The 19,718-nt window shown below is 69.1% G+C and carries 21 protein-coding genes; 8 read left to right on the forward strand and 13 right to left on the reverse strand.

The features are described from left to right. Nucleotides 1–60: 60 nt before the first annotated feature. The 5 genes from M8A51_RS05450 to M8A51_RS05470 form a co-directional block, all read right to left on the reverse strand. Complete coding sequence (locus M8A51_RS05450) at nt 61–684, reverse strand: hypothetical protein (protein WP_251777168.1); 624 nt, start codon at nt 682–684, stop codon at nt 61–63. Continuing rightward, nucleotides 675–1,598, reverse strand: coding sequence for a hypothetical protein (locus M8A51_RS05455; RefSeq protein WP_251777169.1), 924 nt, complete (start codon nt 1,596–1,598; stop codon nt 675–677). The genes M8A51_RS05450 and M8A51_RS05455 overlap by 10 nt, the downstream gene beginning before the upstream one ends. Nucleotides 1,599–1,720: 122 nt before the next feature. Next, nucleotides 1,721–2,257, reverse strand: a complete 537-nt coding sequence (locus tag M8A51_RS05460; RefSeq protein WP_251777170.1) for an Hcp family type VI secretion system effector — start codon at nt 2,255–2,257, stop codon at nt 1,721–1,723. Nucleotides 2,258–2,444: 187 nt separating this feature from the next. Further along, entirely contained in the window at nt 2,445–3,080 is a 636-nt protein-coding gene (locus M8A51_RS05465) for a protein phosphatase CheZ (RefSeq protein WP_251777171.1), read from the reverse strand. 1 nt (nt 3,081) lies between these two features. Continuing rightward, on the reverse strand, nt 3,082–3,474 hold the full coding sequence (locus M8A51_RS05470) for a response regulator (protein ID WP_251777172.1): 393 nt from the start codon (nt 3,472–3,474) through the stop codon (nt 3,082–3,084). Between the two features lie 254 nt (nt 3,475–3,728). On the opposite strand from M8A51_RS05470, the gene M8A51_RS05475 reads away from it, so the two are divergent. From M8A51_RS05475 to M8A51_RS05485, 3 genes are all read left to right on the forward strand, one after another. Next, entirely contained in the window at nt 3,729–4,097 is a 369-nt protein-coding gene (locus M8A51_RS05475) for a hypothetical protein (protein ID WP_251777173.1), read from the forward strand. Between the two features lie 21 nt (nt 4,098–4,118). Next, a complete protein-coding gene (locus tag M8A51_RS05480; RefSeq protein WP_251777174.1) occupies nt 4,119–4,922 on the forward strand; it encodes an HDOD domain-containing protein in 804 nt (267 codons plus the stop codon). 125 nt (nt 4,923–5,047) lie between these two features. Beyond that, entirely contained in the window at nt 5,048–6,016 is a 969-nt protein-coding gene (locus M8A51_RS05485) for a Bug family tripartite tricarboxylate transporter substrate binding protein (protein WP_251777175.1), read from the forward strand. Nucleotides 6,017–6,070: 54 nt separating this feature from the next. Here the strand turns inward: M8A51_RS05485 and M8A51_RS05490 are convergent, their stop codons facing one another. Beyond that, on the reverse strand, nt 6,071–7,072 hold the full coding sequence (locus M8A51_RS05490) for a Bug family tripartite tricarboxylate transporter substrate binding protein (RefSeq protein ID WP_251777176.1): 1,002 nt from the start codon (nt 7,070–7,072) through the stop codon (nt 6,071–6,073). A gap of 309 nt (nt 7,073–7,381) precedes the next feature. Between M8A51_RS05490 and M8A51_RS05495 the strand changes: the two genes are divergently transcribed. Then, the gene (locus M8A51_RS05495; RefSeq protein ID WP_251777177.1) at nt 7,382–8,773 is read left to right on the forward strand and encodes a YbaY family lipoprotein; all 1,392 of its coding nucleotides are present in this window, start codon (nt 7,382–7,384) and stop codon (nt 8,771–8,773) included. Here the strand turns inward: M8A51_RS05495 and M8A51_RS05500 are convergent. The 3 genes from M8A51_RS05500 to M8A51_RS05510 form a co-directional block, all read right to left on the reverse strand. After that, entirely contained in the window at nt 8,735–9,766 is a 1,032-nt protein-coding gene (locus M8A51_RS05500) for a hypothetical protein (RefSeq protein WP_251777178.1), read from the reverse strand. The genes M8A51_RS05495 and M8A51_RS05500 overlap by 39 nt on opposite strands. Nucleotides 9,767–9,835: 69 nt before the next feature. Then, nucleotides 9,836–11,017 carry an HPP family protein gene (locus M8A51_RS05505; protein ID WP_251777179.1) on the reverse strand — a complete coding sequence of 394 codons (1,182 nt, stop codon included), beginning with the start codon at nt 11,015–11,017 and terminating at the stop codon, nt 9,836–9,838. A gap of 127 nt (nt 11,018–11,144) precedes the next feature. Continuing rightward, the gene (locus M8A51_RS05510; protein WP_251777180.1) at nt 11,145–11,534 is read right to left on the reverse strand and encodes an ArsR/SmtB family transcription factor; all 390 of its coding nucleotides are present in this window, start codon (nt 11,532–11,534) and stop codon (nt 11,145–11,147) included. 125 nt (nt 11,535–11,659) lie between these two features. On the opposite strand from M8A51_RS05510, the gene M8A51_RS05515 reads away from it, so the two are divergent. The 3 genes from M8A51_RS05515 (at nt 11,660) to M8A51_RS05525 (ending at nt 15,763) form a co-directional block, all read left to right on the forward strand. Then, nucleotides 11,660–12,001: a DUF2845 domain-containing protein gene (locus M8A51_RS05515; protein ID WP_251777181.1), complete on the forward strand. Its 342-nt coding sequence runs from the start codon at nt 11,660–11,662 to the stop codon at nt 11,999–12,001. Nucleotides 12,002–12,059: 58 nt separating this feature from the next. Then, nucleotides 12,060–12,719, forward strand: a complete 660-nt coding sequence (locus tag M8A51_RS05520; protein ID WP_251777182.1) for a GNAT family N-acetyltransferase — start codon at nt 12,060–12,062, stop codon at nt 12,717–12,719. A gap of 158 nt (nt 12,720–12,877) precedes the next feature. Then, the gene (locus tag M8A51_RS05525; RefSeq protein ID WP_251777183.1) at nt 12,878–15,763 is read left to right on the forward strand and encodes a PAS domain-containing hybrid sensor histidine kinase/response regulator; all 2,886 of its coding nucleotides are present in this window, start codon (nt 12,878–12,880) and stop codon (nt 15,761–15,763) included. A gap of 30 nt (nt 15,764–15,793) precedes the next feature. On the opposite strand, the gene M8A51_RS05530 is transcribed toward M8A51_RS05525, so the two are convergent. From M8A51_RS05530 to M8A51_RS05540, 3 genes are all read right to left on the reverse strand, one after another. Further along, nucleotides 15,794–17,068: a solute carrier family 23 protein gene (locus M8A51_RS05530; protein ID WP_251777184.1), complete on the reverse strand. Its 1,275-nt coding sequence runs from the start codon at nt 17,066–17,068 to the stop codon at nt 15,794–15,796. 428 nt (nt 17,069–17,496) lie between these two features. Then, nucleotides 17,497–17,673 carry a hypothetical protein gene (locus M8A51_RS05535; protein WP_251777185.1) on the reverse strand — a complete coding sequence of 59 codons (177 nt, stop codon included), beginning with the start codon at nt 17,671–17,673 and terminating at the stop codon, nt 17,497–17,499. Further along, nucleotides 17,670–17,933 (reverse strand): hypothetical protein, encoded by a 264-nt coding sequence (locus M8A51_RS05540; RefSeq protein WP_251777186.1) that lies wholly within the window; start codon nt 17,931–17,933, stop codon nt 17,670–17,672. The genes M8A51_RS05535 and M8A51_RS05540 overlap by 4 nt, the downstream gene beginning before the upstream one ends. A gap of 281 nt (nt 17,934–18,214) precedes the next feature. Between M8A51_RS05540 and M8A51_RS05545 the strand changes: the two genes are divergently transcribed. Then, a complete protein-coding gene (locus M8A51_RS05545) occupies nt 18,215–18,721 on the forward strand; it encodes a DUF456 domain-containing protein (RefSeq protein ID WP_251777187.1) in 507 nt (168 codons plus the stop codon). Nucleotide 18,722: 1 nt separating this feature from the next. Here M8A51_RS05545 and M8A51_RS05550 read toward each other — a convergent pair whose 3' ends face one another. Beyond that, nucleotides 18,723–19,616 (reverse strand): alpha/beta fold hydrolase, encoded by an 894-nt coding sequence (locus M8A51_RS05550; protein WP_251777188.1) that lies wholly within the window; start codon nt 19,614–19,616, stop codon nt 18,723–18,725. Nucleotides 19,617–19,718 lie beyond the last annotated feature (102 nt).

The raw sequence follows: 19,718 nt of genomic DNA on the forward strand, positions 1-19,718 counted from the left end.
CTTTCACCGCTCAGCCGAGGTTCAGCACGTTGCGCGCCAAGTTCCAGGCGTCGACAGCGTTCATTTCGCCCTCTCACCGTCGCCCGGGGGAACTTTGGACCGACTGTCAGCGGAAGGTTTCGGGGGGCTGCCCGGGCGCGACTGATGCGTCACGGCTGAATCATGTCTTCCTCCTCGTGCCCCCCGACTGATCACGTGCCGCACAAGGAGAAAACCTGCGCCGGCCAACAGAACAGCTATTGCTATGGCGAGGTCCCAGTCAACCCTTGCCCCATCTTGGCCGGGCCATAGAGCAATACGCCCGCTCGCTTGAAAGTGCGCGAGAAGGGTCGCCGTGGCCAAGACGAGGCCGGCACTGGTGATGACCCAGATTGTTCCCAGCAACTTCGCGACCCAGCGGCACCAAGCCGGTACGACCTCTCGCATTTCCGTCATTCCGCGTTTCCGAGCAATCGCAGGAAACGCGATGGCAGCAAGCAGCATGACAGTGCGCAGCGGTGCCCAGATCGTGCCTGTGAACACGGCCAGCTGGAACGGCCCGAAGTGCGGCTGCTTCCAGTACCGTTCTACGAGCTTCTTTGGCATCAGGAAATGCACGCCGATCACGACTGCACCGGCGACCAGCACCGTGCAGACGAGCCCGAACAGGATCAGGCCGACACCTCGTTCATCGACTAACGGCATACCTGGTCCACACCGGCTCCATCGACAAGGTCGATTTCGCTGAAATTACTCGAGTAGACACGCGACGCCACCTTGCCTGCCAAATAACTCGCAGCGGCGCCGCTTGTTGCAAGAATCAAGGCAGTTCCCCAACCAATCGGATTGGACACTACAAAAAGACCGATCACGATGCCCGTGACGGAACTGGTGACGGTGTCGACAAGAACTTCATTCTTCTTCTTCCGATCTTCGGTATTGGCGATCTGAACGCAAGCGGCCGTCATCCCTACCCCGGTCAGGACGATACCGCCCCTGGAGGCCAAGGAGCCCAGTTGCCTGAGTCGAGCCACGTTTTGACTGATGTTGTGGTCATACGGCACGCCGCCATGACGCGCAATACGAATGGCCTGCTGAGTATCGAGGCCCCGGAACATCATCCGCTCGAAAGGACCGGCGTTGGCGCGGAACCGTTCGATCAGCAACCGCCTGCGGTAGTCGTACTGCCCCTTGGTCAGCTGGCCGCTCCTGTACGCCGCATACTCGTCGCCGATCTGTCGCAACAGATCCAGATTGCCGCCGCTCAACAGGTTGGCGCCACTCCCCAGCGCGACGCTGCCCGGGCTGTTTAGCAGCCCGCTGTGCTCGGCCCAGGCCATCGCCCAGAACCTGCGGCGCTCCTCTGCGCTCGCCGTGGGGGCGCTCAACAACGGGCCGCCCAAGCCCGGCGGCAGCATAGAACCGTGGGGGTCCGGCACCCGCAGCGCCACGCGCCCCAACTGGTCGGAGTTCTTCAAGCGCGGATTCATCTGCAGGATCACGGCGCGCAACTCCTCGCAGCGCCGCGACCACGGCGGCTCGTCGTACAGACGCAAGATGACGGACGCCAGGGAATCGCCCGACTCGGGCGTGTACTCGTAGTAGAACGGTTGTGCCATGGGAACTCCTCCTTGATGGATCTACTTCTTGGAATCGAAAGAATCGGCCGATGGATCGGCGCTCGGCGCGCTGTCTCGGCAGCCACCGGGATGAAGCAAGGGGGCCGGTGCCCCCACGAAGCTCAGCCGAAGTTCGGCACGTTGCGCGCCAGGTCCCAGGCGCCCGTGATGTTGACCTTGCCGGACTTGTCGCCGCCGATGCTCAGTTCATCGTAGGTCCAGCGCACGGCCGAGTACTTCAGCGTGAAGACCTCTTCGCCGGAGTTCTCTTCGACCGTGGGCTCCACCGAGGCGACCACCACGTTCTTCAATTCGATCTTGAGGTACTGGTGGCGGTTCTGTGCTCCCGAAGGGCTGCCGACGTTGTTCTTGCCACCGTGGGCGCGGTAGAAGTAGATCACCACGTCGTTGATCACGGTGCCGCACGAGCAGGCCTGCAGCAGCTTGGGCGTGGCGCCGTCGACTTCCTTGGTGAAATGCATCTCGCCGTGTTCGCAACGCTCGGCGGTGTGGCCGCCGGCGGTGGACGACGAGGACGAGCGCGGCTGCCTGACCTCGTGCTTCCACGCGCTCACTTCCACGGTGTCCTTGTGCCTGCTGTCGCGCGAATCGCCCTTGATGTCGCAGCTCTTGAATTCGACGTAGATGTCCTTGGCCATGTCGCTCCCTCGAAGGATGTGTGGAAAAAGAAACTGGCCGTTGAACGGCCAGCGAGGGAAGTCTTCAAGGCGAGGGACATCGCGTCCGTGAGGAAATGAAACCCGACGGCGGTCTCCAGGGCATCCGCTTACATCACCCCGGGATGAGGGGCTGCGAACCTTGACAGGAAGGCACCGCCCAGCGGCCTCAGAACCCCAGCGACGCGAGCAGGTCGTCCACTTCGTCCTGCTGCAGCGCCTTGTCCGGCACCTGCGGCCCGGCCAGCTCCTTCGAGGCGGCCGCCGCCACGGGGGCCGGTGCCGGCACCACGGCCTGCAGCTGCTCCGGCGCACTGTCGACCAGCAGGTCGAGCAGCTGTTTCTCGGTGCGGTCGATGATGTTGATGACCTTCTTGATCACCTGGCCGGACAGGTCCTGGAAGTCCTGCGAGAGCATGATGTCGCCGAGCACCGCATTCTGGCCTTCGGCGAAGGCGGCAGCGCGGTCGGCGTAGCTGGCGCACAGCTTCATCATCGCGCGCGCCCGCTCGGGCGACAGCTCGGGCGTATCGGCCAGCCGGCGCAGGCTGCCGGCCAGTTCGTGCCCCTGCGTCGCGACCGCGTCGCACTCGGGCTTGGCGGCGTCGACCAGGTTCAGCACCTTGTTGGCGGCGTTCTCGGTCATCTTGCCGACGTAGGCCAGCCGTTCGCGTGCGTCGGGGATCTCGCTGACCACGCTTTGCAACTCCGAGCCCGCGCCGAGCGCGATCATCGCCTCGTGCAGTTGCCGGGTGATCGAACCCAGGCGCGCAAATGCGTCCTGCGGGGAAATCGTCGCCTTCATCTCACCCCAACCCTTTCTTCTTCAGGATGTTCTGGATCTTTTCGTTCAACACCGCGGCCGTGAACGGCTTGACGATGTAGCCGTCCGCACCGGCCTTGGCCGCCTCGATGATGTTTTCCTTCTTCGCCTCGGCCGTGATCAGCAGGAAGGGCAGGTCTTTCAGCGTGTCCGAAGCACGCACCTTCTGCAGCAGCTCGAGGCCCGTCATGTTGGGCATGTTCCAGTCGCTGATCACGAACTGGATGCCGCCACTTTCCAGCTTGCGCAACGCGTCGACGCCGTCCTCGGCCTCGACGGTGCGCTGGCAGCCCAGCTCCTTGACCAGGTTGGCGACGATGCGCCGCATCGTGCTGAAGTCGTCGACCACGAGGATGGTCAGATGAGCAAGAGACATCGTTCGTTCGGGAGTGGTGGGCGGGCCGGACGCGCGTGGGCACGGCTGCCGGATAACGGGTCGATTGTTGCTGAAGCGTCCCGCGATTTCGTGACGGCATGCCGTCGCGGCGTGGCTTTGTTCACGCCAGGCGGCGGATCCGTTGCACGAAGGTGCTTTTGCCCAGGCGGCCGCTCGGGCATGCTGGCTGCGTGACTGCTGCGGCGCGCTTGCCGTACAGTGCCGTGCAGGCAGCTGCGCAACAAGGGGGCGGCATGAAGCGATGGGCAACAGCAGGGATCGCGGTGGCGATGGGGGCGGGGGCCGCCTGCGCCGCCGACGTGAGCTGGGACGCGCAAGGGGCCGCCAGCGTGGTGGTGACGGTCGCACCGAGCGACGCGCAGCAGCTATGCACGCGGCTCAAGAGCGGCCAGCGCGTGATCTGGGCCTTCGTGTCGCAGTCGAGCGTCGACTTCAACCTGCACCATCCGCAAGGCAAGGGCGTGAACTACCTCGTGCAGAAAAGCGCCGTGCGCGAGGCACGCGACGCGCTGGAGTCCGCCGTTGCGCAGGAGTACTGCTGGGTGTGGACCAACCGCACCGAAGCGCCCGCGCAGATCTCGGTGCAGATGCGCCGACGTTGAACAAAAAAGAGTGCCTTCGTCATGCCCGTCGACCCGACCCTGAGAGCCCTCGACATCGACCTGCCGGCGCAGCCGGCGGTGCTGGTGCAGCTGTCGCTGCTGCTGGCCGAGGAAGCGGTCGACTTCAAGGCGATGGGCAGCCTGATCGAAGGCGACATGGCGCTCGCGGCAGCGGTGCTGAAGGCGCTCAACTCGCCGATCTACGGGCTGCGCCAGCCGGTGCGCACCGTGCAGCAGGCCATCCAGTACCTCGGCAGCAACGAGGTGGCCGCCATCACCTACGAAATGGGGCTGCGCTCGGTGTTCCCGGCCGCGCGCGAACTCGATGCGCTGTGGTTCCGCGCCAACCGGCGCGGCATGGTGATGGCGCTGATGGCCCGGCGCCTGGGGCTCAACGCTTTCGTCGCGCACTCTGCCGGCCTGTTCGAAGAATGCGGCAAGGCGGTGATGTTCAGGCACGCGCCGCAGCGCTATGCCCCGATTCTGCAGGCCTCGCCGAGCGACGACCTGCTGGTGCTGCAGGAGATGCAGGCCTTCGGCGTGAGCCACGACGCGCTCGGCGCAGCGTTGTGCGAAACGTGGACGCTCGCACCCGCGGCCGTCACCTGCGTGCGCTATCACGTGGTCGTGCAGAGCGGCGGTACCTGGCCCGACAAGCCGGACGCGCGGCCGCTGTGCGCGCTGTCGGCGGTCGCGCACTACCTGCTGCGCGCACCGGAGGCTGTCGAAACCGCAGTGCGGGCCTCGGCCACCCTCGGCGGCCTCGACGAGGAGCGCCTGCTCGAGGTTGCGCAAGACGCGCACGCCGTGCTGCGTGCCGCGTGACGGAACTGCATCACGCCGGCTGACACCGAAGCGACACCGGGTCAGGTGAAATCCGGGTGTCGGCGGCGCACCGGCACTGCCATCCTCTGCAGCCTCCCCTACAGCACACCCAAAAGGTATTCCCCATGCAACGTCGACAGATGCTCAAGGTCCTCGGCGCGTCCGCCGTCTCGCTCGGTGTGGCGGGCGGTGCGCGTGCGCAGGCCTACCCCAGCCAGACCATCAAGCTGATGATCGCGTTCCCGGCCGGCGGCCCGACCGACCTGACGATGCGCGTGCTGGCCGAGAACGCCAGTAAGATCCTCGGCCAGACGGTCGTCATCGAGAACAAGCCCGGCGCCGGCGGCACGCTGCCCGCGCAGGCGCTGCAGTCGGCGCAACCCGACGGCTACACGCTGGCGCAGATCCCGCTCGGCGTGTTCCGCCTGCCTTACACCACCAAGATCAACTGGGACCCGGTGAAGGACGTCACTTATGTGCTGTGCGTCACCGGCTATGCCTTCGGCGTGGTCGTGCCCACCGCATCGCCGCTGAAGGACTGGAAAGACTTCGTCGCGTATGCCAAGGCCAACCCCGGGCAGCTGACGTACGGCTCGACCGGCATGCTGACCAGCCCGCACCTGACGATGGAAGAGATCGCGCAGAAGCTCGACCTCAAGCTCAACCACATTCCTTACCGCGGCAGCTCGCACCTGATGCAGGCGATCCTGGGTGGCGAAATCATGTCCGCGGCCGACTCGACCGGTTTCGCGCCGCACGTGGCGGCCGGCAAGATGCGCGTGCTCAACACCTGGGGCGACAAGCGCCTGCCGACCTTCCCGGACGTGCCGACGCTGAAGGAGCTCGGGCTGGACATCGTGCAGGCCTCGCCCTATGGCATCGGAGCGCCCAAGGGCATGGACCCCAAGCTCGTGAAGACCATCCACGACGCCTTCAAGCAGGCGATGGAAATGCCCAACCATCGCGAGGCGTTGGCCAAGTTCGACCAGAACCTGATCTACATGGACTCGGCGCAGTACAGCCGTTTCGCCGCCGAAACGTTCAAGAAGGAGAAGGCGCTGGTCGAGAAGCTGGGGCTGGCCAAGCCGAGCTGATCGGTATTCGGGCGCTCCTGCAGGGTGGGCCGCGGCCCGCCCTGCTTCCCGGTGTCAGTCCACCTTGGCGCCCGAGGCCTTCACGACCCCGGCCCACTTCTTCGTCTCGGCGTCGATCATCTTCGCGAACTGCGCCGGCGTGTTGCCGCCGGGGATGGCGCCCTGCGCCTCGAGCCGCGCCTTCAGCTCCGGGCTCGCGAGCGCCTTGGCGGTTTCCTGCTGCAGCCGGTTGACGATCTCGGGCGGCGTGCCGGCCGGTGCCAGCAGGCCGAACCACGAACTGGCCTCGTAGCCCTTCACCGGGCCGGCTTCGGCGATCGTCGGCACGTCGGGCAGGGCGGTCGAGCGAGCGCCGCTCGTCACGGCCAGCGCCTTCAGCTTGCCCCCCTTGATCTGTGGCATCGCCGACGGCAGGTTGTCGAACATCACGTCCATGGTGCCGCCCACCAGGTCGAGCAGCGCCGGGCCCGAGCCGCGGTACGGGAAGTGGACCATGTAGGTGCCGGTCAGGCTCTTGAACAGCTCGCCGGCCAGGTGGATCGACGTGCCGTTGCCGCTGGAGGCCATGTTGAGCTTGCCGGGGTTGGCCTTGGCATAGCGGATCAGGTCGGGCACGCTGTCGATCTTGTAGGCCTCGGCCTTGGCCGGGTTGATCACCAGCACGTTGGGCACGCCGGCCACCAGCGTGACGGGCGCGAAGTCCTTGATCGGGTCGTACGGCAGCTTGGGGTACAGCGACTGGTTGATGCCGTGCGTGCCCACCGTGCCCATCAGCAGGGTGTAGCCGTCGGCGGCCGAGCGGGCGACTTCCGCGGCGCCCAGGTTGCCGCCGGCGCCCGGCTTGTTTTCGACGATGAACTGCTGGCCCAGGGCCTTGCCCAGCTCGGGTGCCAACGCGCGCGCCAGGATGTCGGTGGTGCCTCCGGGTGCGAACGGCACCACGATGCGCACCGGCTTGGTGGGCCAGGCCTGGGCGAACGAGGTGCCGGACCAGCCGGCCAGCGCGAGGGTGCCGAGGGCCGCGGCGAGCAGGCGGCGGCGGGGAGTCGAATGCATGGAAGATCCTCCGTTGGAATCTTCCGAGTGTCGGAAGCGAAGCGGGCGCTGACCACCCGGGCTATCCCCGGCTACGGTCACGGCGGTGCGTCCTGCGCGCGGTCGTTCCGCGATGCGGGTTGCTCCCGTCTTCACGAAGCCCGGCTGTACGAGCGCACGCGAACATCGAGCCGAGCAGGCCGGAGCGCGGCACATCACGCTGGACACGCTCTGCCGCGGGGACCCGTCACGGGCCTCGAGGCGCCGCTTGCGCCTGCCTGCGTTTTGCTCGACAGTGCCGGGCACCACACGCGAAACAGCCCCCTCTCGATGGTTCACCTTTTCCGCACCGCGGCCGCTGTATGGCTGGCCGCGGCCTTCGCCGGTCCTGCCGCGGCGCAGGCGCCGTCGTGGCGCATGCAGTACCGCTGCGACGACGGCTCGCGGCTGGCCGTCAGCTTCGACCACGAAGCGTCGCCGTCGATGGCCTGGATCGGCCATGGCGGCCTCAGCGCCGGCCTGACCGCCTCGACCGACCCTTCCGTCTACACCGCTGCGCGCTGGACGCTGCGCACCAGCGGCAACCAGGCAGCCCTCGAAAACACCGGTGCCGGGCCGCGCCACTGCACCGGCGACGGCCCGCTGCAGCGCCTCGTGGTCGACCGCGAAACGCGGTTGCGGCTGGCGCTGCCGGCGAGCTGGCTGTCACAGCGCTATCTCGTGCATCTGGTGCGAGGCGCCGATGCGCAAGTCCTGTTCCCTGCCGCCGAACTGGTGGTCGTTGTCGAATACCAGCCGCAGGCGCCGTCGCTGCGTTCGCACCCCTTGCTGCAACTGGTCGTGCTGCCGCCGCAGCGATGGCAGGCGCTGCAGCAGCGGCCGAAGCAGATGCCGCTGCAACGGCTGGGCCAGGAGTTCGGGCGGGTCTATGGCGCCGCGCTCGACGGGCAGCACCCTTACCCGGCCGGGTCGGCCGATGCCCAGACCTTCGAGGTCATGCGTGCCGCGCTGGCGGAGCCTCCCCAGGATCTGCAGTCGTCCTTCGGCTGGCTCGGGGTCGACGAAGGCGGTCGCCGGGCCACGCTCGCCGGCCGTCTCGCGTGGCGCGGGCGCCCGGCGCTGAAGCGCGGCGACGAACTGGTGGTGCAACTGCTCGACACCTCGCGGCCCGACGCCGGCGCGGCAGTGCTGGCCGAGCAGCGCATGCCGGCGAGCCGCGATACACCAGGCTACGCGTTGCAGTACGAGGCAGGGCAGATCGACCCGCGCGGCCGCTATGCGATCGTGGCCCGGGTGGTGCGCGACGGGCGACTGCGGTATGCCACCGAGGGCGCGCAACCGGCGCTCACGCGGGGCGCAGCGGCTCGCCCGCGCGTCATGCTCACGGCCGCACGTGGCACGCCGGCGCCAGCCGAAGGCGGCCTGGTGTGCCAGGGCCACGAACCCGACTGGTCGCTGCGCCTGTGGGACAGCCGCTCGACGCTGCAGGGTCCCACGGCCAGGCCGCTGCAGCTGCGCGGGGCCTGGGAGCGCATCGACCACCTGCAGCCGCGCGTCGCCGTCTGGCGCGGTGCGCCGGCCACGGCCCGCACGCCGCTGGTTGCGATGCTGAGCCAGGAGCACTGTGTCGATGCGATGGGCGAGGAGGGCGAAGCGCCGTCCAGCCATCGCGCGGTGGTGTCGCTACCCGACGGCCGGATCGTCAGCGGCTGTTGCCGCTGAACGGCGGGCTTGCCGTTCCTGCAGGCGCAGGTTCTCGACACGCAGGTGGCCCAGGCTCAGCGCCACCATCGGCCGCGCCTGGCCGCCCAGGCCTGCGACCCGCAAGCTGACGTCGGCCGACACCGCACCGCTGCTGCCCGTCAGCCCGGGCAGGTCGAACTGCGCGGCACTGGCCGCCATGTCGGGCATCCGCACCACCAGCTTGTGGCTCAGCACGGCGGCCGACACGATGACCCGGTTCTTGCCGTCCGCCCGCCCCGACAGCACGACGTGTTGCCGTTCGGCGCCGAGCGCTCCGTCGCCGAGCTGCAGTTCGGCCGTCAGCCGGGTGCGGTCGAGCGTGCCGGCGACGTGACGGTCGGCCAGCTTGCCTGGCCACGCGTGAGGCTGCTGCGCAAGCAGGCCCTCGACGAACGCTCGCAGGTCGAGCTGCCCGCGGTCGGTGATGCGGCGGACCCGGCCGCTGCTCAGCGTCTCGAAGCGGGCGCCGGGGACGTCGTTGGCGGTGAAGAGGTAGAGGTACTCGCGCCCGAGCTTGGGCGAGTCGACGTAGACGCCGCCGCGGCTGATGCCCATCGACGAATCCGGGCCGATATGCTCGACGCTCACGCCGTTAAAGTCGATGCGCCCGTCGCGCAGACGCAATTGCACTTCGGCATCGACCACCCACACCGCATCGGTGACGAAAGCGTGCACCAGGCCCTGCAGGCCGGCGAGCGCGTCGAGGCGCCAGGGCTCACCGTGCGGCGGGGCGGCGTCCGGCAGTTCGGCTTCGTCGACCTCGACCCCCATCAGCTGCAGCCGGCCGATGTCGGCCTGCTGCAGGCGCGGCGGCCGGCCGTTCGCTGCCGGCGTGAAGCGGGCCGACAGCGACTCCAGCCGCGCACGCGCCACCCGCAGCGTGAGTCCGCCCAGCTGCCACTGCAAGTCCCGCGCTTCGATGTCTTGCGCGCTGGTGCGCAGGCCGGCACCCGTTCCCTGGAAGAGCTGCATGCGGCCACTGTGCCACCGGGGCCGCGCTGCTCCGGTATACGGAACGTAACGCGACCTCGCAGACGCGGGTCAGGCGGCCGTCTCTCCGGCGCGGCACAGCGCAGCCACCATGTCGGACTGCGTGATGATGCCGACCAGCCGCTCGCCTTCGCCGATCACTGGAATGTGGTGGTGCCCGGTGCTGCCGAACAGCGGCGCCAGATCGGACAGGTGCCGGTCTTCGCTGGTGACCCGCACCTGGCGCGTCATGATCTGGCCCACCACCTCCGGCTTGGTGGTGTGGGTCAGCCCGCTCTTGCGGATCAGCGCGCGCAGCTTGCGGTCGAAACCCTCGTGCCGGTCCAGCTCGGCGCAGCGCATGAAATCGGCCAGCGTGACGATGCCGACGATACGCCGCACCCGGTCGACGACGGGCAGCGCCTTGATCCGGCGTTCCCGAAGCAGGGCCCACGCCTCTTCCAGCGGGGTGCCGAACTCGACCGTGATCACGTCGGTGGACATGATGTCGCGGCAGCGGATATCGGCCAGCCGGCGGCGGTAGCCCTGCAGTTGGGTCTGCTCGATCAGGGCCTGCAGGTCGTCGCGGCTGACGTCGAGCACCTGGTTGTAGCGCGCGAGCACGGCGTCGAGGTCGGCCGCGATGGTGCGGGCGTCGTCGGGCCGCGGCGGGGCCGGTTCGGGCGGCAGTTGCGCGTGCGGGTAGCTGCGCCCGCCGAGGTTGTTGTAGGCGATGCCGGCCAGCACCATCAGCAGCGAGTTGCCCGCGACCGGAAACAGCGCGAAGCCCGGGTCGGTGACGCCCGCCAGCGCGACCAGCAACGCCGAAGCGCCGCCCGGCGGGTGCAGGCAACGCAGCGCGAACATCAATGCCACCGCGAGTCCGACAGCCGCCGTGGCGGCCAGCTCCGGCGGGGCGACCAGGTGCGCGCAGGCAATGCCGGCGAGCGCCGAGACGGTGTTGCCCGCGACCACCGCCCACGGCTGGGCCATCGGGCTGGCGGGCACGCCGAAGACCAGCACGGCCGACGCGCCCATCGGGGCGATCAACCAGGGCAGCGCCGAGTTCGCGCCGAGCAGGTGGGACAGCGAGCCGGTGACGAAGATGCCGACCGCCGCGCCGCACACCACACGCAGCCGCTCGCCGCGGCTGACGTTCAATGGCGCCGGCCGGAAGGCGCGCAACCAGGCGGAGGGGAAGGCGGGGCGGCGGCTTCGGCCGGTGAACAGGGCGGTCAGGAACGAAGGCGTCATGGCGGCGCGGGTGTCGCAACTGCGCCGAATGACGCGGGCTGCAGGGCAGGGGCAGGGCCCCGGATGGGCGGAGCCGGGATTGTCGCTGCCCCGCACCCGGTCTGCCGGCGCGTGGTGACTCTGCCCTTCACCGCCTGCCGGCCGATCCGCGCGTGGCGGACGTGGCGGCGGCGCCGGGATGCACCTCTTGCTCGTGGTACAGCAAGCGGGCCAGCGCATCGAGCCGCTGGCTCCAGTACGGCTCGTAGTGCGCCAGCCAGGCGGCAGCCTCGCGCATCGGCGCCGCGTCCAGCTGGCAACGCACGACGCGGCCTTCCTTGGAACGCGCGATCAGGCCGGCGGTTTCCAGCACGGCCAGGTGCTTCATGAAGCCCGGCAGCGACATGCCGTGGGGCTGGGCCAGCTCCGTCACGGTGCGGCTGCCTTCGCCCAGGCTGCGCAGCACCTGGCGCCGCGTCGGGTCGGCCAGCGCTGAAAAGACGAGGTCGAGCGTGCGGCCCTCTTGTTGATTAACCATGAAGTTAAGTTTGTGGTGCCGCGGGCGGGTTTGTCAACGCCGTGCGCAGGGCCGTCGTGCCGGCATGGGCATGCGCCGCGCCGCAGCAGCACAATTCGAGGGTGTTCCGCACGAGGAGCCACAAGATGAGAGCGATTCCCGTCCTGGTCGCGCTGGTGGGCGCGACGTGGCTGCCGGTGGCGCACGCCGAGTCGCTGCGCTGCAACGGCCAGTCCACACAGTTGGGCGATTCGCGCCTGTCGGTGCTGCACAAGTGCGGCGAGCCGCTGCTGAAGGACGCCTACTGTGCGCCGGTCTACCACGTGCCGTCCTACCAGCTGGTGCCGCCGCCGCTGGTCGGTATCGCGGTGCCGTGCCGGGCGGTCGAGGAATGGCTGTACGACCGCGGCCCCGGCAACCTGATGGCGACGGTGCGCTTCCAGGCAGGTGTCGTCCATTCGATCGACTACGGACGTCAGCCGCGCTAGCGCCGGCGCGAGACGTTTGCTCACCGGTGGCGCCCGGAGGGTCGCAAGAATGCGCGGCATGACAGCAGCATCCACCTCCTGTGGCCTGCCGCCTTTGGCGGCAACCCCCCGCGTCGCGCGAGCGCCCGTCGTGCGTGCATACCGGCCGGCCGATCTGCCTGCCGTGTACGAAACCTGCCTGCGCACCGGCTGGCATGGCGGCGACGCGGCCGCCCACTGTCCCGAAGCGCGCCTGCCCGGCGACCTCTTCGGTGGCCCGTATGCGGCGCTGGAACCGGGGTTGGTCTTTGTCGCCGAAGACGGCCTGGGTGTTGCGGGGCATGTGCTCGGCACGGCCGACACGCTGGCCTTCGCACGCTGCACCGAAGCGCGCTGGTGGCCGGCGCAGCGCCGGCGCCATCCGCTGCCCGACCCCGATGACGAGCGGCCGGCCGCCTGGCTGGTGCGCGCGCTGCACCAGGGCGTACCGACCGACATGCCCTTTCTCGACGACTACCCGGCACACCTGCACATCGGCCTGCTGCCGCGCGCGCAGCGACGCGGGCTGGGGGCGGCGCTGGTGAAGCGCCTGTGCGCCGCCCTGCAGGCGCGCGGGGCGGTCGGCGTGCATCTCGGCGTGTCGGCGCTCAACCCGCATGCGATCGGCTTCTACGAGCATCTGGGGTTCGAGACGCTGGAGTCGCACGAGTGGGGACGCTGGATGGGATGCCGCTGGTGAGCGGCGTTCGCGTGCTTCGGGCGGGCGTGTCATGGCACACGTTCCCGTCAGCGTGCACTAGGGTAGATCGGGGCTTGCGGCGTGCCGGCGCTCCCTAGAATCGCCGCTTGTTCCCGCCGGCGGCGGGCCGCTCGTGGCCCGCGCCGCCGGCCTCATCCGTGAGCACCAAGCGTTCCACCGCCCTTTCGTCGTCGAGCGTGACCGATACTGCGGTCGTGCGCTGCTTCTTCGCCGCAGGGGCCTTGCTGTGCATCTTCGGCGCGCTGTTCGCGTTCGACTCCTCCCTTGCACCGGCGCGGCGGTGGCTCGTCGCGGCTGTGGGCCTCGTGGGCGCGCTGTCGTTCCTGGTCGTCGGCCGGCTGAGCCGTCGCGCGCTGCGACGTGCCGCCGAACACGATGCCCGTTTCAACACGCTGCTCGGCCTCGCAGCCGACTGGTATTGGGAGCAGGACGAGCACTTCCGCTTCACGCGCCTGTCGGCCTCCTTCGACGAGATCAGCGGCTTGGAGGCGAAGGCGGTCCTCGGCAAGTGCCGCTGGGAGATCCCCGACGCCGTCGTGACGCCGCAGGAATGGGTGGCCCACCGCACCGCACTGCAGGCGCACCTTCCGTTCCGCGACTTCGTGATGCGCAGGACGCAGGCGGACGGCCGCATGGTGCACCTGTCGATCAGCGGCGAGCCCATCTTCGACGCCGACGGCAGATTCTGCGGCTATTGGGGCATCGGGCAGAACATCACCGAGCAGCGCGCCGCCACCCTGGCGCTCGCTTCCAGCGAGCGGCGCTATCGCAACCTGTTCGCGCGCTCGCCGTTGGCGCTGCTGATCCACCGCGAAGGCCGCATCATTTCGGCCAACGAGGCGGCCGCACGCATGTTCGGCTACGGCGTGCCTGACGACCTCGTCGGGATCGAGCTGCTCTCGCTGTACGACGTCGCCTCGCAGGCGCTGGTGCAACGCCGCGTCCTCGACCTCGAGGCGCTGCCGATCGGCGAGAGCCTGCCGGTGGTGGACCTCGTCGCGCTGCGCCGCGACGGCTCGCCCGTCGACGTGACCGCCACCGGCTCGCGCGTGGACCTGCCCGACGGGCCGGCCATCGAATCGATCTACCTCGACGTGACGCAGCGCCGCCAGGCCGAATCTGCGTTGCTGCACTCCGAGGCGATGCTGTCGAGGCTGTTCCTGTCCAGCCCCGACGTGATCACCGTCACCGACCCCGACACCGGCCGCTACGTGATGGTCAACCCCGGCTTCACGCGCGTCATCGGCTACGAGCCGCACGAGGTGATCGGGCGCACGGTGCTCGAGCTCGGCATGCTGCAAAGCCAGGAGCAGCGCGAACACTTCCTGAGCGAGATCCGCCGCAACGGCTCGGTGCAGGACCTGCTGATGCCGTACCGCGCGAAGGCCGGCCACACGGTGCTGGTGCAGTTGTCCGGCGCCATCTTCGAGGTCGACGGCAAGCGCTACCTGCTGGTGCTGGCGCGCGATGTCACCGAGCGCGAGCGTTCGCGCGCCGAGTACAAGGCCATCCTCGACAACGCCTCGGTCGGCATCGCGCTGGTGCTGCGCGGCCGCTTCCATCAGGCCAACCGTCGCTTCGAGGAAATGCTCGGCTGGGCGCCGGGCGAGTTGATCGGGCAGCATGTGCGCGCCATCTGGCCGTCGGACGCCGAGTTCGAACGGGTCTCGCAGCTCACGCGCGAGGTGATGTCGCGGCACGAACCGCTCGACTTCGAATGGGAGATGTTCAGGCGCGACGACGGCCGCTTCTGGGGGCGCTGCCGCGCCCGCCGGGTCGAGGACGCCGGCACCGACCGCGGCGCGACGATCTGGATCGTCGAGGACATCACCGAGCAGCGTCGCGCCGCCGCAGACCTGGCGGCCGCGAAGGAGCAGGCCGAAGCCGCCAACCGCGCCAAGAGCGCTTTCCTCGCCAACATGAGCCACGAGATCCGCACGCCGCTGCACGGTGTGCTGGGGCTGGCGCAGCTGGCGCTCGGCGTGGGCATCGACGACCACCGGCGCGAAGAGTACCTGCGGCGCATCGTCGACAGTGCGCAAACGCTGTCGACGATCATCTCCGACATTCTCGACCTGTCGAAGATCGAAGCGGGCCGGCTGCAGCTCGAGGCCATCGCGTTCGACCTGCCCGAGCTGCTGCAGACGCTGCACCGTTCCTACGTCGAGCAGGCGGCGGGCAAGCAGATCCAGCTGGTCCTGAAGATCACCGACGACCTGCCGCAACGGGTCATCGGCGACCCGGTGCGCACCCAGCAGATCCTCGGCAACTTCATCAGCAATGCGCTCAAGTTCACCGACAGCGGCCGCGTTCAGATGATGGCCACACCGCTGGGTGACGAGCGGATGCGTTTCGAGGTGCACGACACCGGCCCGGGCATCGACCCGGACGTGCTGCAGCGGCTGTTCAAGCCGTTCACGCAAGCCGACGAGTCCATCTCGCGCCGCTACGGCGGCACCGGCTTGGGACTGTCGATCTGCCGCGAACTGGCGCACCTGATGGGCGGCGAGGTCGGCGTCGACAGCACGCCCGGGCAGGGCAGCGTGTTCTGGGCCGAGCTGGCGCTGCCGGCCGCCGGAGAAACGGCCGCACCGGCGGTGGCGCCGCCGCCGGCAGCCGACAGCCTGCAGGGACTGCGCGTGCTGGTCGTCGAGGACAACCCGGTCAACATGATGATCGCCGCGGCGATGCTCGAGCAATGGGGCGTGGAGGTGGCGCAGGCCCGTACCGGCCAGGAGGCGCTCGATGTCATCGACGCCGAGCAGGGCCGGTTCGATGCCGTGCTGATGGACGTGCACATGCCCGGCATGAGCGGCTTCGAGGCCACCCAGATGCTGCGCCGTCGCTACGACGCGCAGGCACTGCCCATCATCGCGCTGACGGCGGCAGCACTGGTGTCCGAGCAGGAGCGCACGCGCGCCGTCGGCATGAACGACTTCGTCGCCAAGCCGATCGATCTGCATCGCCTGCATGCGACGCTGGAGCGCTGGGCGCGCCGGCCCGGCGCGAACCGATCGGCATGACGAACGGTGGGCTCCGGCCCACCCTGCGCGTCAGACCTTGGTGCGGTTCAGCAACGCGTACAGCAAGATGGCGCCGAACGTCGCGGTGCCGATGCCGCCCAGCGCAAACTGCCCGATGCGCAGCGTGTAGTCGCCGGTGCCCAGGATCAGCGTGATCGCCGCGACGATCAAGTTGGTGTTGTCGCTGAAGTCGACCCGGTTGTCGACCCAAATCTTGGCGCCGGCCACCGCGATCAGCCCGAACACGACGATCGACACGCCGCCCATCACGGCCAGCGGCACGGTCTGGATCAGCGCACCGAACTTGGGGCTGAAACCGAGCAGGATGGCGATCAGCGCCGCGACGACGAAGATGGCCGTCGAGTAGATCTTGGTGGCCGCCATCACGCCGATGTTCTCCGCGTAGGTGGTCACGCCGGTGCCGCCCGACGCGCCGGAGACGATGGTCGCCAGCCCGTCGCCGACGAAGGCCCGGCCCATGTACGGGTTCAGGTCGCGCCCGGTCATCGCGCTGACGGCCTTGATGTGGCCCAGGTTCTCGGCCACCAGGATCACCGCGACCGGCGCGATCAGCAGCATCGCGTTGGCATCGAACACCGGCGCGGCGAAGCCCGGCAGCCCGAACCACGGCGCGGCCGCGATCTTGGAGAAGTCGATCGGCTGCCCCAGCCCGAGGCCGTTGGTGAGCACCGCATAGATGAGGGAGGCGACGATCAGGCCCACCAGGATCAGCAGCCGCTGCACCATGCCGCGCGTGAACACCGCGACGGCACCCACGCTGACGAAGGTGACGGCCTGCATCCAGGCGTCGAACGGTGTCGGGGCCATGTTCTTGATCGGGATGGACGCCAGGTTCAGGCCGATCACCGCGACCACCGCCCCGGTGACCACCGGTGGCATGAAGCGCTCGATCCAGCCGGTGCCGGTGCCCATCACGACCAGGCCGATCAGCGTGTAGAGCACCCCGCAGGCGATGATGCCGCCCAGCGCGATGCCGAGGTTGGCATTGGCGCCCTGGCCGGCATAGCCGGTCGCTGCGATGACGACGCCGATGAAGGCGAAACTGGAACCGAGGTAGCTCGGCACCCGGCCGCCGACGACGAAAAAGAAGATCAGCGTGCCGATGCCGCTCATCAGGATCGCGACGTTGGGGTCGAACCCCATCAGCAGCGGCGCCAGCACCGTGGCGCCGAACATCGCGACCACGTGCTGCACACCCATCGCCAGCGTCTGCGGCCACGGCAGGCGTTCATCGGGCGCGACGATGCCCTCGGTCTTCTCGCGCCATTGCGGGAACAGGCTCATGAAAAAGCTCCTTGTTGTGCTGCCGCCGCACGCGCGTGCGGCAATGCGGTCGGCAGTGTAGGAGCTTCAGAGGCAAGCCGGGCACCCGGAAAGCCCGGGTAGCGCACCGAGTGGCGGGCGGATTGTGCGGGCCCAGCGAACACCGCAGATCCGGCTGTGCCGGTCTGCTGGTGTTGCCCCTTGAGGGGGCCGGCGTAGCCGGTAGGGGGAGATCTGTGCCACCACCGCGGAGCCGGTTTTGCCGGTCTGCTGGTGTCGCCCGCTTGAGGGGGCCGGCGTCGCCGGTACGGGGTGGGCCGGAAGCAGAAAAAAAGGGATGGCGGCCGGGGCTCTCGCTCTCTCCGACCCCGGCCGCCGCCCTCTCCCTCGACGTCCCAGAAATAGTTGCGGGTTTCTGGGGACTGGACAAGCTGTCGTGTGGCGCGCGTTCAGCGCGGCTTGAACCCCAGCGTGCGTTGCGCCGGTTCGCTGCGCGACTGCAGCACCTGGTACTGGCGCAGCCCGGCCGTGCCGCTCGGCTGCGTCGCAGCGCGCTGCTGCTGTTGCGTGGTGGTATGTTGAGCCAGCACGGTCGAGGCGCTGGCGGACGCGGCGAACTGTTTCATGGCTTGAACCACTGGCTGGGGGCGAAATCGGTGCACAGGAAGGCCGGTGCGCTGCTGGGCGAACGGAACAGCCTGGACAACGTGGGCCACCGGCTGTGCTGGCCGCCGTCTTCGTTGCATGGCGTCAGGCGCAACAGCGACGACCAACCCCCTCGGCCGCGCGGCTGGGTCGCCGACTGCAGCTGCGTGCGCCGGCGTCGGGCGATCTGCCCAGCCAGTGACTGCGTGCCGGAGCGTCGTTTCGGGGCCTGGTGAGACATGTTGTGTACGCCTTGGTCTTCGGATGCCAGTCAAGGCGCATCTTTCATGCCATGCCCCGGTTCGGTAACCAAAACCCCTCCGGACCGGCCATTTCTCCTGTGAAGCGCACGGCGCAAGGTGTACTTTTTGTTGCAGGTATGGCGCGAATCGTCAGCCTGACCAAGCGCTGGCGTGCCGCAGCGGGCGTCTTCTGTCAAACCGCCGGGCTGCTGCGGGCCTTTCGCCCAGGGCCTGCGCAAGCCGGCATGATCGGCAGGTCCCGCACTTCATGGAGCCCCGCATGACCGAACTCGGCCTCGTCGCCCCGCCCGCCGTCTGGTGGGTGCTCGCCCTGATGCTGATGGGGCTGGGCGTGCTCGGCACCGTGCTGCCGGCACTGCCAGGCACCGTCCTCGTGCTGGCAGGCATCGTCATTGCCGCCTGGATCGACGGCTTCGTGCGGGTGTCCGGCTGGACCGTCGGCGCCATCGCCGTGCTGGCGGTGATCGCCTGGGCCGCCGATTACGTGGCCGCGCTGCTCGGCGCGCGCAAGGCCGGCGCCAGCCCGCTGGCGCTGGCCGGCGCGGCCATCGGCACGCTGCTCGGCGTCTTCACCGGTTTCATCGGCTTGCTCTTCATGCCGCTGGCCGGGGCGATGGCGGGCGAATACTGGGCCCGGCGCGACGCCCGGCGTGCCACGCAGGTCGGGCTGGCCACCTGGATCGGCTTGCTGGTTGCGACGGTGGTCAAGGTGGTGCTGGCCTTCGTGATGATCGGCGTGTTTTTCGTCGCCTGGCTGTGGTGGTAGTTCAGGCCAGAAAAGCCGCCACCCGCTGCGTGACGGCTGGCTCTTTCAGCAGCCGCCGGTGCCCCAGCCCGTCCGTCAGCATCAGCTCGGCCTGCGGCAGCAGCGCTTGCAGCTTGAGCCCCTCGACCAGCGGCACCGCCGTGTCGGCGCGGTCATGCACCACCAGCGTCGGCTGCGCCAGCCGCGGGGCGGTGCGGTGCGCCGACATCTGTTCGAACACCACCGCCTCGCGGGCCTCCAGGTAGCGCACCATCGCCTGCCGCGTGGTCTCGCGCAGCCCGAAGGCGTTCGCGTAGTCGCGCGTCACCTGCACCAGGTCGGTCGGCGAGGCGATCGTCACCAGGCGCTCGGCAGCCAGCCCGCGTGACAGCGCGACGGCCGCCGACGAGCCGCCCATCGAATGCCCGACCACGCCGCGCAGCGGCCCGAGCCGGTCGCCCAGGTAACCCAGCGCGCGGGCGAACTGCGCCAGCGTGCTGTGCCAGGCGCCGCTGCGGCCGTGCCCCGGCTGGTCGACCGTCACCGCCGCCAGGCCCCGCTCGGCCAGCGCTTCCGCCAACGGTGCCATCTGCAGCCCCCAGCCGCCCCAGCCATGCGTCAGCAGCACCATCGGAGCATCGGCGGGCGCCGGCCAGCGGTACAGCGTCAGCGACGCGTTCTCGAACGGCATCGACTCGACCCGCACCCCGGTCGGCGGTCGGAAGTGGCGTGTCGCGAGCTTGGTCGGCACCGGCGTACAGAACACGCGCGCCGCGACCCGGGCGGCGGCCGAGGTGGGGCTGAAGGTCTCGGCCGTGCGCAGGCCGGCGCGCAACATCGGGAACAGGCGGTTGGCGGTGAAGCTGCGCGCGGTGGGCGTGGCCAGCGTAGAGGTGGTGGCAGCGGCGTCGCTCATCTGGTGGTCCTTTCAGTGGCCGTCACACGAGACCGAAGTCGGCGTTGCGGCGGGGCACCGACCGCACCAGGGCGGCGGTCACGAAACCGAGGCGCACCGCGG

Source organism: Caldimonas mangrovi, from assembly GCF_023721835.1.
Taxonomy (GTDB): Bacteria; Pseudomonadota; Gammaproteobacteria; order Burkholderiales; family Burkholderiaceae_C; genus Caldimonas; species Caldimonas mangrovi.

Coding starts and splice junctions, on each gene's coding strand:
- M8A51_RS05450 (WP_251777168.1), bottom strand. CDS start 684: ATGCCGTTAGTCGATGAACGAGGTGTCGGCCTGATCCTGTTCGGGCTC.
- M8A51_RS05485 (WP_251777175.1), top strand. CDS start 5,048: ATGCAACGTCGACAGATGCTCAAGGTCCTCGGCGCGTCCGCCGTCTCG.
- M8A51_RS05475 (WP_251777173.1), top strand. CDS start 3,729: ATGAAGCGATGGGCAACAGCAGGGATCGCGGTGGCGATGGGGGCGGGG.
- M8A51_RS05480 (WP_251777174.1), top strand. CDS start 4,119: ATGCCCGTCGACCCGACCCTGAGAGCCCTCGACATCGACCTGCCGGCG.
- M8A51_RS05550 (WP_251777188.1), bottom strand. CDS start 19,616: ATGAGCGACGCCGCTGCCACCACCTCTACGCTGGCCACGCCCACCGCG.
- M8A51_RS05510 (WP_251777180.1), bottom strand. CDS start 11,534: ATGGTTAATCAACAAGAGGGCCGCACGCTCGACCTCGTCTTTTCAGCG.
- M8A51_RS05545 (WP_251777187.1), top strand. CDS start 18,215: ATGACCGAACTCGGCCTCGTCGCCCCGCCCGCCGTCTGGTGGGTGCTC.
- M8A51_RS05490 (WP_251777176.1), bottom strand. CDS start 7,072: ATGCATTCGACTCCCCGCCGCCGCCTGCTCGCCGCGGCCCTCGGCACC.
- M8A51_RS05505 (WP_251777179.1), bottom strand. CDS start 11,017: ATGACGCCTTCGTTCCTGACCGCCCTGTTCACCGGCCGAAGCCGCCGC.
- M8A51_RS05520 (WP_251777182.1), top strand. CDS start 12,060: ATGACAGCAGCATCCACCTCCTGTGGCCTGCCGCCTTTGGCGGCAACC.
- M8A51_RS05540 (WP_251777186.1), bottom strand. CDS start 17,933: ATGTCTCACCAGGCCCCGAAACGACGCTCCGGCACGCAGTCACTGGCT.
- M8A51_RS05465 (WP_251777171.1), bottom strand. CDS start 3,080: ATGAAGGCGACGATTTCCCCGCAGGACGCATTTGCGCGCCTGGGTTCG.
- M8A51_RS05470 (WP_251777172.1), bottom strand. CDS start 3,474: ATGTCTCTTGCTCATCTGACCATCCTCGTGGTCGACGACTTCAGCACG.
- M8A51_RS05500 (WP_251777178.1), bottom strand. CDS start 9,766: ATGCAGCTCTTCCAGGGAACGGGTGCCGGCCTGCGCACCAGCGCGCAA.
- M8A51_RS05515 (WP_251777181.1), top strand. CDS start 11,660: ATGAGAGCGATTCCCGTCCTGGTCGCGCTGGTGGGCGCGACGTGGCTG.
- M8A51_RS05530 (WP_251777184.1), bottom strand. CDS start 17,068: ATGAGCCTGTTCCCGCAATGGCGCGAGAAGACCGAGGGCATCGTCGCG.
- M8A51_RS05460 (WP_251777170.1), bottom strand. CDS start 2,257: ATGGCCAAGGACATCTACGTCGAATTCAAGAGCTGCGACATCAAGGGC.
- M8A51_RS05455 (WP_251777169.1), bottom strand. CDS start 1,598: ATGGCACAACCGTTCTACTACGAGTACACGCCCGAGTCGGGCGATTCC.
- M8A51_RS05535 (WP_251777185.1), bottom strand. CDS start 17,673: ATGAAACAGTTCGCCGCGTCCGCCAGCGCCTCGACCGTGCTGGCTCAA.
- M8A51_RS05495 (WP_251777177.1), top strand. CDS start 7,382: ATGGTTCACCTTTTCCGCACCGCGGCCGCTGTATGGCTGGCCGCGGCC.